The 15,820-nt window shown below is 58.8% G+C and carries 10 protein-coding genes and 1 pseudogene; 9 read left to right on the top strand and 2 right to left on the bottom strand.

Going from position 1 to position 15,820, the window contains the following annotated elements; translation table 11 throughout:
- Positions 1-88 precede the first annotated feature (88 nt).
- From CWO89_RS49520 to CWO89_RS14430, 9 genes and pseudogenes are all read left to right on the top strand, one after another.
- Positions 89-316, top strand: a pseudogene (locus CWO89_RS49520) (sugar nucleotide-binding protein); the annotation flags it as partial.
- A gap of 13 nt (positions 317-329) precedes the next feature.
- The gene (gene rfbA, locus CWO89_RS14465) at positions 330-1,199 is read left to right on the top strand and encodes a glucose-1-phosphate thymidylyltransferase RfbA (protein WP_130579470.1); all 870 of its coding nucleotides are present in this window, start codon (positions 330-332) and stop codon (positions 1,197-1,199) included.
- Positions 1,162-2,289: a hypothetical protein gene (locus CWO89_RS14460; protein WP_245476272.1), complete on the top strand. Its 1,128-nt coding sequence runs from the start codon at positions 1,162-1,164 to the stop codon at positions 2,287-2,289. The genes rfbA and CWO89_RS14460 overlap by 38 nt, the downstream gene beginning before the upstream one ends.
- A 566-nt stretch (positions 2,290-2,855) precedes the next feature.
- Positions 2,856-3,674 (top strand): ABC transporter permease, encoded by an 819-nt coding sequence (locus CWO89_RS14455; RefSeq protein WP_130579469.1) that lies wholly within the window; start codon positions 2,856-2,858, stop codon positions 3,672-3,674.
- Positions 3,664-5,028: an ABC transporter ATP-binding protein gene (locus tag CWO89_RS14450; protein ID WP_130579468.1), complete on the top strand. Its 1,365-nt coding sequence runs from the start codon at positions 3,664-3,666 to the stop codon at positions 5,026-5,028. The genes CWO89_RS14455 and CWO89_RS14450 overlap by 11 nt, the downstream gene beginning before the upstream one ends.
- Positions 5,021-10,591, top strand: coding sequence for a rhamnosyltransferase WsaF family glycosyltransferase (locus CWO89_RS14445; RefSeq protein ID WP_245476265.1), 5,571 nt, complete (start codon positions 5,021-5,023; stop codon positions 10,589-10,591). Before CWO89_RS14450 ends, CWO89_RS14445 begins: the two co-directional genes overlap by 8 nt.
- Before the next feature lie 333 nt (positions 10,592-10,924).
- Positions 10,925-11,872, top strand: a complete 948-nt coding sequence (locus tag CWO89_RS14440; protein ID WP_130579467.1) for a glycosyltransferase family 2 protein — start codon at positions 10,925-10,927, stop codon at positions 11,870-11,872.
- An 11-nt stretch (positions 11,873-11,883) separates the two neighbouring features.
- Complete coding sequence (locus CWO89_RS14435; RefSeq protein ID WP_130579466.1) at positions 11,884-13,239, top strand: FAD-binding oxidoreductase; 1,356 nt, start codon at positions 11,884-11,886, stop codon at positions 13,237-13,239.
- The gene (locus CWO89_RS14430; RefSeq protein ID WP_130579465.1) at positions 13,236-13,970 is read left to right on the top strand and encodes an SDR family NAD(P)-dependent oxidoreductase; all 735 of its coding nucleotides are present in this window, start codon (positions 13,236-13,238) and stop codon (positions 13,968-13,970) included. The genes CWO89_RS14435 and CWO89_RS14430 overlap by 4 nt, the downstream gene beginning before the upstream one ends.
- Positions 13,971-13,973: 3 nt before the next feature.
- Here the strand turns inward: CWO89_RS14430 and CWO89_RS14425 are convergent, their stop codons facing one another.
- Positions 13,974-14,813 (bottom strand): NAD-dependent epimerase/dehydratase family protein, encoded by an 840-nt coding sequence (locus CWO89_RS14425; protein WP_245476256.1) that lies wholly within the window; start codon positions 14,811-14,813, stop codon positions 13,974-13,976.
- Between the two features lie 8 nt (positions 14,814-14,821).
- Positions 14,822-15,820: class I SAM-dependent methyltransferase (locus CWO89_RS14420; protein ID WP_130579463.1), on the bottom strand; the 999-nt coding region annotated here is incomplete at its 5' end.

Raw genomic sequence — 15,820 nt, 5'->3', positions numbered from 1 at the left:
GAGTGCTATCGTCGATATGGCACAGCCAGCTTGTGAACTGAGGCCGGCTTTCAGATTTTGCAGGGGTTAGCGCTTTGCCGGACGGTATACGCTGACTTGGTATGCATTTGCGTGCGAGATTATTCGGCCTAGCGCCGAGCGCGGCGGGCGCTCTGTTCCGGTTGACCCGATCACCAGTTCCGACTATCCCGCGCCAGTCAGGAGGCTGGCGAATTCGCGGCTGTCGAGGGCGAGGCTGGAAGCCGTTTTTGATATACGTATCCAGCCGATGAAAAGTTCGTTGGCGAATCGCTTGGATCGACTTAGTCCGCGTTGAATTGGGGCCGCATATGAAAGGCATTATCCTTGCCGGTGGTAGTGGGACCCGCCTCTATCCGATGACATTGGTCACTTCCAAGCAATTATTGCCGGTTTACGACAAGCCGATGATCTACTATCCGCTGACCACGTTGATGCTTGCCGGCATCCGGGAGATCCTGATCATTTCGACGCCGCACGATTTGCCGCTGTTTCAGGCTCTGCTGGGAGACGGCAATCGTTGGGGACTGTCTCTGTCATACGCCGTTCAGCCTCGCCCCGAAGGTTTGGCGCAAGCGTTCATCATCGGCGCACAATTTGTGCAAGGCGGTCCCTCGTCGCTTATCCTCGGTGACAATATTTTCTTTGGGCATGGTTTGCCGGCGCTGCTCGCCAATGCCGTGTCGCGAACCACAGGCGCGACGGTTTTCGCCTATCATGTCACCGACCCCGAGCGCTATGGCGTGGTCGCATTTGACGCACAGGGAAACGCCACTTCGATCGAGGAAAAGCCACTGCAGCCTAAGTCGAACTTCGCAGTGACTGGACTCTATTTCTACGACAACCGCGTCGTCGATATTGCTGCCAATATCAGGCCGTCGCCGCGCGGGGAACTGGAAATCACCGACGTGAACCGCGCGTACCTCGCCCGGGGGGAACTGGCAGTCGAACGAATGGGACGCGGCTTTGCCTGGCTGGACACTGGAACGTCAGATAGCCTTTTGGAAGCTGCCAATTTTGTCGGCACGCTTGAGCGACGGCAGGGTTTTCGGATTGCCTGTCCGGAAGAGGTGGCCTTTAGCCAGGGTTATATTGATCGCGATCAGTTGGAACGTTTGGGCGCCGCGCTGGGAAAGAGCGCCTATGCACGCTACGTTAGCGACCTTGCAAAGAAAACGTAAACGTAGGCTCGCCGATCATAGCAACAACGTAGTCTACCATGATCCCGGAGATCCAGCAGCCAAGGACAACGACATGCCAGGATCCCCTTCCGCATTTTCCAGCGATCTGGCGGTCGTTTATCTGGCGCGCTACGCGGAAGGCGTAAAGCCGGTCGCGAATTTCGTTGAATCCTGGGAGCGGCATCCGCCCGGGATCGCGCATGACCGTGTGGTCATACGGAAAGGATTTCCGGACGGAAAAGTCGCGCAAGACAAAATCCTGCAACGCGCATTCTCGCACGCCGTCTCCGTGTCAGATGACGGCTTCGACATCAACGCCTATGCGAAGGCGGCGAGGCAATTGCCGCACAAGCACGTGGTCTTTTTCAACACGTTCTCCGAAATCGCATCGGATAACTGGCTTCGTAAACTTCATTCGGCGTTCGCTGATCCTACGGTTGGAATCGCCGGTGCCACCGGTTCCTACGAGAGCCCCCTTAGCACCATGAAGCGCGTCCGAAAGGGAGTATGGCAGCTTCAGAATCGGGGGTTTCCCAAGCTTGCCAGCTTCAACTGGTTGTTCCAGGTGATCAGGACGCGCTTGCCGAAGCGGCTTGCCATCAAGCTGGTCGTCAGGGTGGTTTCCTATTTCGCGGCGCGCACGACCAATCCGGATCGCGACCACGCGCTTGACGACCAGTTCGAAGCGTACTGGGCGGGCGAAATTGCTCCTGGTGGCAGGTTGGCACGCCTGAATGAGATTCCGGCGTTTCCCAATCCACACATCAGGTCGAATGCATTTATGATCGAGCGGCAGATTTTTCTCGATGCGCTGCCAGGTTCGATCGACACCAAGAACGACTCATATCTGTTCGAGAGCGGCCCGGACTCCCTGACTCAACGCATGCTCCAACGCGGTCTGAAGGTTGTCGTGGTGGGTGGCGATGGATGCATTTACGAGATGGACAGATGGGCCAAAAGCGGCACGTTTCGCCTTGGCAGCCAGCATAACCTACTCGTCAGGGACAACCAGACCCGAGCGTTTGACGATATGAACGCCGCCGAGCAGCGCGCCTTCGCGACGATGACCTGGGGCGATGAATCCAGGTAGGCTTGCGGACCGTTGAGACGGCCGCCCGCGCTCCGTTAGCGATGCCCACGGCTTGAACCCGATTGGGAGGGTGGGAACGCTATATGGAGCATGTTCTGCCGCAACCCGCTCCCCGGAACCTTAGTCGTCGGTTTGACTGTCCGCGACGTTTATTCGCCGTGACGTTTATTCGCCGTCGGACCATTAACCCTCATTGCGGAGCTGTTTCGGGGGCAGAATTGCCCGTGGTAGACTGGGGTTAGATTGTGCTGCACTGCATTGGTTGGTAAATAGGCCGCCGAAGGGGGCGAACGGGGGCGCGCTGCGCTACAGCCGCTTTTCGCCTATGTCTGAGCCGATTCCAAAGTTCCCAGTGAGAAGCAAATGCACGTTCCCGAGAATGTTCACCGTGGCGATACGCCGCCTGACCCGTCCGGGTATTCAGGGCAACGCCTAACCGCGTCGGCGCCCGTGCGCGGCATCATTGGGTGCGATCTTGATGTTGCGGTGACGCGGATCGTCCACTACCAGGCGTCGCTCAGTAACGAATCGTCGGTCGTGCGATTTGCAGTTGCAGCGGTTGCCTGATGCAGGTTTTTTCGATTTCTCCTGTGAAAATATTGGCACGCCTGTGGCGCAACCGTGACCTGATGCGCGCTTTGGTGCAACGGGAAGTTGTCGGGCGCTATCGCGGGTCGGTGCTTGGGCTTTTCTGGTCGTTTTTCAATCCGATTCTGATGCTCGTCATCTACACCTTCGTCTTCAGCGCCGTCTTCAAGATGCGCTGGAATGTCGGGAGCGACTCGAAGACTGAGTTTGCGATGGTGCTGTTTCCCGGACTGATCGTATTCACGCTTTTCTCGGAATGCCTGAACCGCGCGCCCAGCCTGATCCTGAGCAACGTAAACTACGTCAAGAAGGTGGTTTTTCCGCTGGAGATACTTCCTTGTGTTGCGCTCGGTTCGGCGATCTTTCATGGCGCGGTGAGCCTGTGCGTGTGGTTTATTGCGTATCTGTTCTTGTTTGGAGTGCCGCATCTCACGGTCGTGCTGATCCCGGTGGTTTTGCTGCCGCTACTGCTTCTTATCCTGGGGGTGAGTTGGTTTCTGGCTTCGCTCGGTGTCTATTTGCGCGATGTCGCGCAATTCATGGGCATGATCACCACGGTCCTGATGTTCCTGTCGCCGATCTTCTATCCAGTGAGTGCGTTTCCGGAGAAATATCGCAGCCTGTTGTTCCTCAATCCGATCACGCCCGCGATCGAGCAGACGCGGGATGTGTTGTTCTGGGGAAAGGTGCCGGACTTGTCCATGTTTCTGATCTATCTTCTGGGCGGGGCGTTCGTCGCGTGGTGTGGTTTTGTCTGGTTTCAAAAGACGCGCCGGGGATTCGCCGATGTCCTTTGACGAAACCGCGATTAAGGTAGAGAACCTCAGTAAGTGCTACCAGATCTACAACAAGCCGCACGACCGTTTGAAGCAGTCCTTATTCCCGCGGTTGCAGGCGCTGATTGGCAAGGCGCCGCAGCAGTATTTTCGTGAGTTCTGGGCGCTGAGAGACGTTTCGTTTGAGATCAAGAAGGGCGAAACGGTCGGTATCGTCGGGCGCAACGGCAGCGGAAAATCGACCCTATTGCAGATGATCTGCGGAACTCTAAATCCGAGCGGCGGTACGATCAAGATAAACGGTCGTGTGGCTGCGCTGCTCGAGCTCGGAGCGGGCTTCAATCCGGAATTCACCGGTCGCGAGAATGTCTATATGGCTGCAACGCTCTATGGGTTGACGCGGCCGCAGATCGACAAGCGTTTTGAGCGGATAGCCGCATTTGCTGACATCGGCGAATTCATCGAGCAGCCGGTGAAGACCTACTCGAGCGGAATGTATGTCCGGCTGGCGTTTGCCGTGATTGCACATGTCGACGCCGACATTCTTGTGGTCGACGAAGCGCTCGCAGTCGGGGATGCGGTGTTCACTCAAAAATGCATGCGCTTCATCCGAGAGTTTCAAAAACACGGCACCTTGTTGTTTGTCAGCCATGATACCGGCGCCGTGCAGAATCTGTGCGAATCCGCGATCTGGCTGTCCCACGGTCAGGTCCGGATGACCGGCACGTCCAAAGAGGTCTCTGAAACTTACCTTCAGTTCACGCTCCAGGAAGTTTATGGCGAAGAGGCCAAGTTGATTTCGGTCGCGTCGGACCAAACGGTTGGCGGGCCAGCGTCTGAAACATCGCCGGAGGATCCGCACACATTGGCTGTGGATTACGGGGCCGTGGCCAAGGTGCGCGACAATACCGCCGTCGCGACCGGCTGGAAGACCGGACAGGCTGAAATTCAATCCGTTTCTTTGACAAAATTGTCGGCTGGTCAGCAGGGGATATATGAAGGCGGCGAGCGCGTTCGCATGACAGTCCGCGCCAAGGCGCATGGTCCACTGGAGAAGCCGATCCTGGGATTTCTGATCCGGGATCGGTTGGGACAGGATCTGTTCGGAGAGAATACCCTTCCGTTCACCGATAGAACGCCGATTCGCGTCAAGCCCGGAGCGACGTTCGAGGGTGTGTTCGAGTTCCGTCTGCCAATGCTTCCCAACGGGCAGTACGCCGTCATGGCATCAGTCGCGGACGGCGACTGCTACGAAAACATTCAGCATCATTGGATGCATGACGCGCTAATCGTCAACGTGGCTTCAAGCAAGATTCGTTACGGGCTCGTCGGCATTCCGTTCGAGCGGGTAGAGTTGAAGGTTACGAATGATTAAACGAACGCTCCACGAGCTCTACGCCAACCACACCGGAAAGATGTCCGACAAGTGGACGCTCTATCTCGATGAATATGAGCGCCTGTTCGCGTCGATGCGGAATTATCCGGTCCGGCTGCTCGAGATTGGTGTCCAGAACGGCGGTTCGCTGGACATCTGGTCTCAATTCTTTCCGAAGGCGCAAGCGATCGTCGGCTGTGACATCAATCCGAATTGCGAGCGCCTGACGTATGATGATCCGCGCATCGGCATCATTGTCGGCGATGCGAATGATCCGCAGACTCAGGAGCTGATACTGCAGAGGTCCGGACAGTTCGACATCGTGATCGATGACGGGTCCCATCTGTCCAGCGAGATCATTAGGACTTTCGCGCTGTATTTTCCACATCTTGCGGAGGGTGGAATCTTCGTCGCCGAGGATCTGCATTGCAGTTACTGGGATAAGTTCGAAGGCGGGCTCTACTATCCCTATTCCTCGATCACGTTTTTCAAGCGCCTTGCGGATGTCATCAATCATGAGCATTGGGGGGTGCCCAAGGCCCGCGGCGAAATTCTGCGCGGCATCTTTGGCAAATACGGCTGCGAGCTACCCGAAGAAAGTCTGGCGTTGGTTCATTCGGTCGAATTCATCAATTCGATGTGCGTGGTGAGAAAATCGCCCGCCGCAAACAACGGCCTCGGTCTGCGCGTTATTTCCGGCACCGTGGAGTCGGTGGTTCCGGCCAACCAGGAATGGAGCGGCACTCCGTACAAATTGGATCCGCTCTTCGACGAAAGCAAGAATATCTGGACCAATCGATCTGCGCCGCCCGACGAGATGTTCCCCGAGATCGTGCGCGACCTTGCCACTTCGGCCGGGATCAATTCGGATCTGAATCGCGAGCTCTTGGACCTGAAGCAGCGAAACGAACAGCTAAGTCGCGAGCTCGATGAAATCCGCAGATCAACCAGTTGGCGAATAATGGCGATCCCGCGGCTTTTGGCAACTCGCATGCGAAGTCTGGCGTCCGACGCGCGGACCGGCAGTCTTCGTCGGATACTCAGCGCAGGCGTGAAGTCGCCCTGGCGGTCCTTTTCAAGGAGCAATCCGAAGATCGCCGATCGTCTTCGCAGGTTTGTCTTGCGACATGGATTTGCTTTTTATCGACAGCACATGAGGGACACCCAGCTGGGTCGCGCCATCGGTCAATATGTTCGTGATCGTGGGCTGATCAGTTCGTTCGACCTGCATTCGAGTTCGCTTCCGCTAGGCAGCCTGGAGATCGCTGCGTCCGAACCGACGCGCGCCTCTGATGTCGAGGCCCGTTCGCAAGTGCCAGGCTACCACCTAAGCCCTCCGCTAAATCTCGAGGTGGCGGACGACCTCGCCGATCGTCCCTCCGTCAACGTACTGCTGCCGAGTCTGCGCCTGAAAAGCATGTCCGGCGGTCCCAATACCGCGCTGCTGCTCGCGTCCATGTTGGCGGAACGCGGCGAACGGATCCGGATGATCGCCTGCGATGCATCGCTGGAGGGTGAAGAAGCCGCGCTATTCCCCTACATGGAGCGACTGTTGAACCGGCCGGTCGCCCGGGACCGCATCGAGATCGTCGATGGATTCGACCGCACCAAGCCGATCTCGATCGGGATCCGCGATGTATTTTTCGCGACTGCCTGGTGGACCGCCCAAATTGCGAAGTACGCCGTCGCCAATACTGCTAATAAGGCATTCATTTACCTGATTCAGGATTTCGAGCCAATTCTGCACGAGGGCTCCACCTTTCAGGCCCGTGCGCTCGAAACCTATGGCCTGCCCCATATCCCACTGATCAATACCCAACTCTTGCTCGACCATTTGGTCCGGGAAGGTGCGGGGCGCTTCGCAGACCCGGCATTTGTTGCCGATGCGCTATGGTTCAATCCTGCCCTGGATCGCACCCACTATTTTCCCATCGCCTCTCAATCCAAAAAGAAGGTGCTGCTGTTCTACGCCCGCCCCAGCATTGCACGCCGCAACCTGTTCGAACTCGGCCTCGTTGCGCTGCGTCGCGCCGTTGCCTCCGGCGCGATCGACAAGGACAATTGGGAAGTCTGGTCGATGGGCGAAAAGCTTCCGCCGATTGCACTCGGCGAAGGCGTCATGCTCAATCCGCTGCCATGGATGAGCTTCGACGACTACGCCAAGCGTGTGCGCACGGCCGATCTGTTGCTGTCGCTGATGCTGTCGCCGCATCCAAGCTATCCGCCGCTGGAAATGGCTGCGTCGGGCAAGCTGGTCGTTACCAACAGCTTCTCGGTAAAGACGGCGGATCGCATGCGGGCGTTCTCGCCGAACATTATCGTTGCGGAGCCGAATGCCGAAAGCGTCGGGCAGGCTATCGAGAACGCAGCAGGGCGGATCAATTGCGGGCTGCCGAGTTACGATTCCTCCGGCGCGATCGCATTGCCGACAGACTGGGATCAGAGCCTCAACGGAATCGTCACGGAATTGCTTGCGCGCCTGGAAGGGATGCGCGAGCAAGCGCTGGAAACCGCGCGATCGGTGGCGCCGGGCCTGCCGTCGGTGGCGAAGAGCGACTACGAGGCCTACCGTAAGACGAGTCTCGCCCGTCGTCGACGGGATGGAATGTACCATCAGACGCCCGGCCTGCTTTCGTTCGTAACCACGGCCTACAACACTGATCCTCGATTCCTCGAAGAGCTTGGCAACAGTGTTTTTCTTCAGGACGGGGGAATGCATTTCGAATGGCTGATCCTCGACAACGGCTCCACAGAGGAGGGCACCCGCGGCACCCTTGTAAGGCTCGCACGCCATCCCGGCGTGCGGCTCGAGCGCGTCGAGAGCAATCTAGGTATCATCGGCGGAATGCGGTACTGTCTTGAACGGGCGTCTGGGCGTTATATTCTGCCGCTGGATTCCGACGATCTGATCGAGCCCGATTGCGTCCACGTTCTCACTCGCTTCATCGAGGATAACAATTATCCTGCGCTGCTCTTTACCGACGAAGACAAGCTGGACTCGGGGCGGTTTCATTCGGCGTATTTCAAGCCGGACTGGGATCCCGTGCTGTTCCCGCACTCGTGTTACATTGCGCATCTTTGTGCCATCGATCGCGAACTGGCGATTCAGCTTGGCTTATACAGCGACGGCTCTGCCGAAGGCTGCCACGATTGGGACAGCTTTATCCGTTTCATGCTCGCCGGCAAAAAGCCGACGCATGTTCCGGAAGTGCTTTACAGTTGGCGCATGCATACCGCATCGACGTCTGGAAACATCGAATCGAAGTCCTACATCACCGAGTCCCACCGGCGGACGCTGCAGAGATTTCTTGATCGCTCCGGCGCAACAAATGTCGAGCTCGTGAACAGCCCACTGTTCCAGTACAATGTGGACTGGTGGTTCCGGCGAAAGCGATTGGATGCGCAATCGATTCAGACGGTCCTGATTGGCGCGAATGACGCCTCGGACGCGCTGCCGGACGCTGCGACCATCGTGCTGGGGCGCGGAAACGTTTCCGATATCGCCGATGCGATCGAGAGAATCGACAGCGATCTCGTCCAGCTGCAATGGAACGGCGTTTTGCCGCTCGACGACGAGTGGCGCTGGGACGCGATGGCGCTCCTCGAATTGTTCGCTGATGCGGTGATGGTCGGCGGCATGCTGCACGACGGCTCCGCAGTCGTGGATGGTCCCCGCGTTTTTGGCTACGGCGATGGTTGCGATTGTCCGGATCAGGGGCGCGCGCTGACCGATCCTGGCTACGGCGCGCGGATGTGGAAGCCACATACGGCTTCGGCAGTCTCGACAGCGCATTGCGTCGTCAGGACGTCGTTTCTGAAGCAGTGCTTAGGTGAACTGCGGCGCGAAGATGTCGCGATTGAAATGCTCGGCCCTTGGCTGGGCGCGATGGCGGCAGAAGGGGGCAGGAGAGTGGTCTATTCGCCCTTCATGCGCGCACGTGTCGACAGGACCTACACCGCGGTTGCTTCCCACAAAGGGATTGCGCGTTGGTTGTCGCGCTTCTGGTCAATGATCCCCGACCAGCGGGTCTATTCCCCGAGGCTCGGTCTTGAGCGGGAACTCGCCTACCGGGAAGTCCACCCCGAGGCCAATCTCCAGCATCTGGCGCGCCTCCACGCCGGGCTTCTCGGCTACTCCGACTGGCTCGACATGCATATTGCCCGGCGGCAGTCGCGCTACCAGCTCCCGGCTCAGACGGTCTCGGTTTCGCTCATTACGACGGTTTATGAAGGCACGAGAATCGACCTACTCGACGCGTTGGCGGCGTCAGTTGTGGCGCAAACTTTAAAGCCGCTGGAGTGGGTCATTGTCGCACACGGGCCGATTGCGCCGGACGCGCTTGCTCACATCGTACGCGAGGGCGCCGATCATTGGCGCGCAACGATCGTCGTTGAGCCGGCGTCGCTCGGTATCATGGGTGCCATGCGTCGCGGACTGGATAAAGCCCAGGGCGACTACATCGTGCCGGTAGATGCGGATGACCTGCTCACGGTGGATGCCGTTCAGATCTTGGCGAGTTCGATCGAGCGATTGGACCGGCCGGACATGATTTTTTCCGACGAAGACGCGCTCGTCGAAGGCAAGCCGGTGTCGCCCTATCTTCGTGCTGCGTTCGATCCCGTACTCAACCTCGACAGTTCGTATATTTGGCACCTGTGTGCTATCAACCGTGAGCGCGCCCTGTCGCTGAGGCTCTATACTGATCCCGGCGCCACATGGTGTCACGATTGGGACAGCGTGATGCGGATCGCCAATGCGGACGGCCGGATCGAGCACGTTCCCGAAGTGCTTTATCATTGGCGGCAACATGCCGATTCGACAACCCACAAGCCGAAAGGAGACGACCGCTCGATAGGGTCAGTGAAGTATGTCCTCGAGCGACAGATCGCACGTCAGGCGAAGCCCGACCAGTTCTTCGTTGCGGACTGGCCGGAATATCGCGGTGCGCGTGAGCTGTATATTGCGCGCAAGACTGATTATCTGCCTCAACTGATCTGGATGGGCGACGCGACCAGCATGGAGAAGGTTGATTCCGATGCTGTTGTGCTGTTCGCCGCTAACGGGTTAACTATTCAGGCACAAGAAGCTGCAACGGAAGTGGCCCGCCTGCTTGAACTGCATCCCACGATCGGTGCCGTTGGAGGCATTGTAGTCGGATCCGACGACTTTGTCTCGGACGGATGCTACATGCTTAATCGGGCTGGTGTGCTGGAATCGCCGTGGGTGGGTCGAAAGGTAGGCTGGGCTGGCCCCTACGCATTGGCATTGAAACCGCAGACCGTGGTGACAACGGGCGATTTGCTCGCTTTGTTTAGGGTTTCGGCCTTGAAACGCGCTGGTCTCTGGCCGTTGGAAATGAGCGAGCATTCGTCGTATCTCGCCTGTGACATTTGCCTCCTCTTAGCGAAGGACGGGTGGACCACGGCGTTCTCGCCGCTCGTCCGCGCGCGCATGGGCCGCGCAGCTCAAGGGAACGCAGTCGTCACTCGCTTAGTGCCTAATGTCCGGCGCGAAAGCCACGCGCTGGTGAGATATGGAACGGCGCTTAGCTGCAGAGTGTAGATATGGCAAAAGACAGGTGCCGGTGTTAAATGCGACCGATGCCGTTCATACAGGCAATGACAACTTCGCTGCCGCAAATGGAGAGCCAACTGCGAATAGGGGATGATGAATACCGAAGCTAACGTCAGCAGCTTGTTTGAAGGGAGAGCAGTGCAATACTGAGAAGCGGTTCAACTCAAGTTGCCTTATTTCAGGGTATCGAAGCGGACGTGCCCAGGCACTTTTTGCGGCTATAAGAACAAGTTATCCGCAGCCATTGCCTAAACTATCATCTTGGATGCGAGCGGGACGCGGCCGGGCACGGAGATTGGAATCAACCATGGGGTATGGCAAGTGACACAGGGCAGGAAGCGTCTCCGGCTTACGATTATCTGTCCCGTCTATAACGAGGAGAAAACTGTTCCGCTGTTTTTTTCGCGCGCCCTGCCGGTGATGCAGCAGCTGCTGGCGAACTATCATGTTGAACTGCTATTTCTCAACAACGCTTCAAGAGATGGGACCTACAGCGAGATCTGCAAGCTGCGCGCGCAATACGACTTTGTCTATGTGATCACGCTCAGCTCGAATGTTGGCTATCAACGCTCGCTGGAATGCGGACTGCGAAACGCCGAGGGCGACATCATCGCGTTCATTGATGTGGATTGCGAAGATCCGCCGGAAATGCTTCTCGATTTCGTGAGCTATTACGAGAAGGGTTTCGATATCGTTTATGGCGCGCGCGTTGACCGCGCGGAGGCGAGGCCGATTAAGATGATGCGCAAGGCATTCTATCACGTCGTCCGTCTGCTCGCAGACGACGATATCATTCTTTACATGGCTGAATTTTCCTTGATGACCTCGGAAGTCCGTGACGCCATCGTCAATGAACAGAACTCCTTCCCCTTCATTCGTGCCTCGATCTCGCGGGTCGGATTCAATCGCATCGGTCTGCCCTACAAGCGGGAGCGCCGTATCGCGGGCGAGACCAACTACAATCTGTTGGGGATGACGATCTTTGCGATCGCCGGAATTCTTTCGTCGACGACGCTGCCGCTGCGTCTACCGATCTATGTATTTCCGATGTGGCTTTTGCTGACGGGGGTGCTCGGCGTCATACAGATTCTGAACGGAAATCCATGGTTGATACTGCTCAACGTGCTGAGCGGCTGTACTTTTCTGGGTTTGACCGCGTCGTTCACTGCACTCTATGTGGCGCGATCCTACAAGAACGGATTGGGACGGCCGAACTATGTCATGAACCGGCGCTATACGCATGCGCAGCCGCCCGTCGTGACGCCTTGAACGAAGCCGCCATGCAATCGCGCGACGGCGTACCGCAGGCGGTCCATGATTTCGTCAGCTTCGACGGCTGCGTGCGGGCGCGCGGCTATTTGCAGCAGCCGGACCGCTATCGCTTCTGGCGCGGCGTGATCGACGAGACCCCTCGAATTTCGCGAGGAGCGGGCCTTTCCTATGCGGGCGCGAGTTTTCTCGCCGACGGGCTTTCGGTCTCGCACCGCTGGTTCGATCGGGTGCTCGATTTCGACGCTGGCCGCAGCGTGGTCGAGGTGGAGACTGGCATCACGCTGTACGCCCTGCATCGTTTTCTGTCCGCGCGCGGCCTGTATTTGCCGGTCCAGCCGGGTCATGGGCGCATTTCCGTTGGCGGATGCATCGCAGCCGACGTTCACGGCAAGAACCAGACCCGGGACGGGACCTTTATCAACCAGGTCGAAGAGGTCACGCTCGTTCATCCGGCGCATGGAACGTTGCAGCTGTCCCCGCAGCGCGACGGTGAATTGTTCAGGCTGACCTGCGGCGGTTACGGCTTGACCGGCCACATCGTTCGCGCCCGGCTGCGGGCCTGTGCCGCGCCAATCCCATGGGTGGAGATCCGCGCTGCGCCGTTCTCGAGCGCGGAGCAGGGGTTCAATTGCCTGCGTGAGGCGGCCCGAAATGCGGATTTTTCGTACACATGGCACGACATGAGCACGGCCGGCGCCGGCTTTGGCGAGGGTTTTCTGATTCAAGGAACTTTCGTGTCGCAAGACCAAGCGCCAGCCACGACGCCCGGCCTATCGGAGGCACCCGTCCTGTCGGCGGATGGTCGCGCGAGGTTACCGGTGTCTCTCTTGAACCGGCTCTCGACGCGGATGCTGAACTTCTTCTATCGCTGGCAGCAGCGATTCGCGCGCAACGGGGAAGTCGTGGCGCTGGCCGACGCGCTGTTTCCAACCCACAAGGCGCAAGCCTATTTCCAGTTCTTCGGCGCCGCCGGCTTCCGGGAATATCAGGCGATACTGCCCCACGCTGCCGCCACGAACTATGTGGATGCAATCCACGGCTATCTTCGTGAGAAGCCGCTGCCGATCACGCTGTCCTCCGCCAAGTTTTTTGCTGGCTCACGCGATCTGCTGCGCTATACGGGCGACGGCATTTCGCTGGCGCTGAACATGCCGGCCGGCGCCGACGCCGACATGTTCATGGCGTTCTTGGACCAGCGGATGATCGAGCTTGGCGGAATCCCGAACATCATCAAAGACTCGCGGCTGCCGCGCGCGGTCGTCGACGTGTGTTACCCCGAAGCGGACCGGTTTCGTGAGGCCTTGCGCGCGTTCGATTCGAAGCGGTTGTTCCGCTCGGATCTGTCGGAACGGTTGAAGCTGTGACCGCCCTCGTGGTCGGAGCTTCAGCCGGCGTCGGCCGGGCGCTATCGGAAGCGCTTGCGGCCAACCGCAAGCGGCTTCTTCTCGCAGCAAGCGACGCAGAAGACCTCAATGCCTTGGCCCGGCATCTGCGCCTCGTTTATGGCGCAACTGTCGTCACGGTCGCCGCGGACGCCCGCGATCCCGACGCTTTTGCCGAGCGGATTTCCGCCGCGGCCGCTGAGATCGACGATATCGATGAACTCTACTTTCCGATCGGATTCTCGCGGCGGGACGATGGAGCGCAACTGGATGCAGACGCTTCCCTTGCCATTCTCAACAGCAACCTGACTGTCGTGACTGCCGTCACGGCGCGATTCTTGCCGGGCCTGCTGCGGCGACCCAAAGCGCGCATCGTCGGCTTCGGATCGATCGCTGCCGTGCGCGGCCGCAAGGCCAATGTGATCTACTCGGCGGCGAAGCGTGGACTGGAAAGCTATTTCGAGAGTTTGCGTCATCTCACTGCGGGTGCCGGCGTCATCGTGCAGCTGTATCGGCTTGGATATATCGAGACGCAGCAGTCGTTTGGCCAGCGGCTCCTGTTTCCTGTGGTGACGCCGGAACAGGTCGCGCGCTATGTCTCTGCGACGGAAGGGCGCGATTTCGGCGCGTGCTTTTTTCCACGGTTCTGGTGGCTGATCGCGCTTGCGGTCGCCTGGCTTCCGTGGCGGATCTACAAGAAGCTCGATTTTTAACCCTCAAGTCACCTGGCGCAAAGGAGCGAGCTTGGCGGGGACGCCCCAGAAAGCCATCGGTTCGTAGTCGGGGTAGGGATAGTGGCCGCGATTGAGTTGGATCGGGCTGGCGCGGCTCTCGCATCGCTGCCGCACCAGATCGAAAACCGAGATTGGGCGCCCACTGCAGCAGTTGATCGCACCGCTGCAGCGCTCTGGGTTAGTCGCTGCCCGGACGAAGTCGGCGGCGACTTCTTCGACCGGCAGGTAATCCCGCAGCTGATCGCCGGCAGACATGTTGAAGACGGCATCGCCGCGCTCGATCGCGCGATCAAGCTGGGCTAGGAGACTGTTCGGATTCTGTCCCTCGCCATACATGTAGAACAGCCTTAGCCACTGCAGCGTGAACGGCCGCTGCTTCTGCAACATCTCCAGGCTCTTGCGCAGCGCATCCTTGGCGAAGCCGTAGGGCGTATGGGGCCTAGTCTCCATCTCCTCGGTCAAGGGTCCATGCTGCATGCCGTATTCGAGGCAGGTGCCGGCCACCATCAACTGGCGTGTTCCCGCCGCGACGGCGGCTTCCAAAAAAGCGAGATCGGCCGGCAGATTACGGCCGATGTGAAAGAAATCACGATAATTCGGTAGGCCGGGCCACGCCAGATGGACCAGCACATCGGCCTCTCCAGAATGCTCAACGACGAGCTGGAAATCCGCGGCAAGGTCGCAGGAGACGAATTTCACCTGCTTACGCCAGGGCATCGTCGCGGCGCGTTGGGCATCGCGGGCCACGGCGACAACGGTATGCCCTTCGCGCAGGAAACAGGCAACGACATGCCGGCCGACGAAGCCGGTCGCGCCGGTCACCACGACCTTCATGGCAGAACTTTCAGCTCCGGAACGGCCACCACGAACCTGCCGCCCCATGACTTGATCTGCTCATGTTGCTGCAGGACTTCGGAGGAGATGTTCCAGGGCAGGATTACAACCCAATCGGGCTTGCGCCTGGCAAGCTCGTCCGGAGGTAGGATGGGAATGTGGCTGCCGGGCATGAACTTGTTCTGTTTGGAGGGGGCCGCATCGCAGATGAAGCTAATGAGGTCGTGCTTTAGCCCGGCATAGTTCATCAGCGTATTGCCCTTCGCGGCGGCGCCATAGGCGGCGACCGACTTGCTGGCGCGCTTCTGCTCGATCAGGAAGCCGAGGAAGTCGTTCTTGACCTTGTCGGCCTTTTGCTGGAACGCTTGGTACAGGCGGAGGTCCTGCAATCCGAAGTGCTTCTCCTCAGCCAGCATGGCGGTCATGGCCGCCGTCGTCTGCCGCGGATCGTCTTGATGGCACCCATAGATCCTCAAAGAACCGCCATGGGTCGGCAGCTCTTCGAGATCGAACACGCGCAGGCCGGCCTTTTCGAAGATGCGGGCGACCGCCGTGAGCGACAGATACGAGAAGTGCTCGTGATAGGCCGTGTCGAACTGGTTGCAGGCGATCATGCTCTTGAGATGCGGAAACTCAAGATTGATCGTGCCGCCCGGCTTGAGCGCGATCCGCAGGCCCGCAGTGAAATCGTTGATATCAGGTACGTGGGCGTAGACATTGTTGCCGCAGATCAGGTCGGCCTGCCGTCCGCCTTGAGCGAGCTTTGTCGCCGTGGCCGCGCCAAAAAACGCGCGAAGCACCGGCACGCCGATCTTCTCGGCGGCATCCGCGGTGCTTGCGGTCGGTTCGATGCCGAGGCAGGGGATGCCCGCCGCAACGAAGTTCTTCAGCAGATATCCGTCGTTGGAGGCCACCTCGATGACGAAGCTGTCGCGCGTGAGGTGCAACGCTTCAGTGATCTTGTCGCAATAGGCCTTGGCGTGTCTCAGCCATCC

The organism is Bradyrhizobium sp. Leo170 (assembly GCF_004296405.1).
Taxonomy (GTDB): Bacteria; Pseudomonadota; Alphaproteobacteria; order Rhizobiales; family Xanthobacteraceae; genus Bradyrhizobium.
This window is presented reverse-complemented; position numbering and strand designations above follow the sequence as displayed.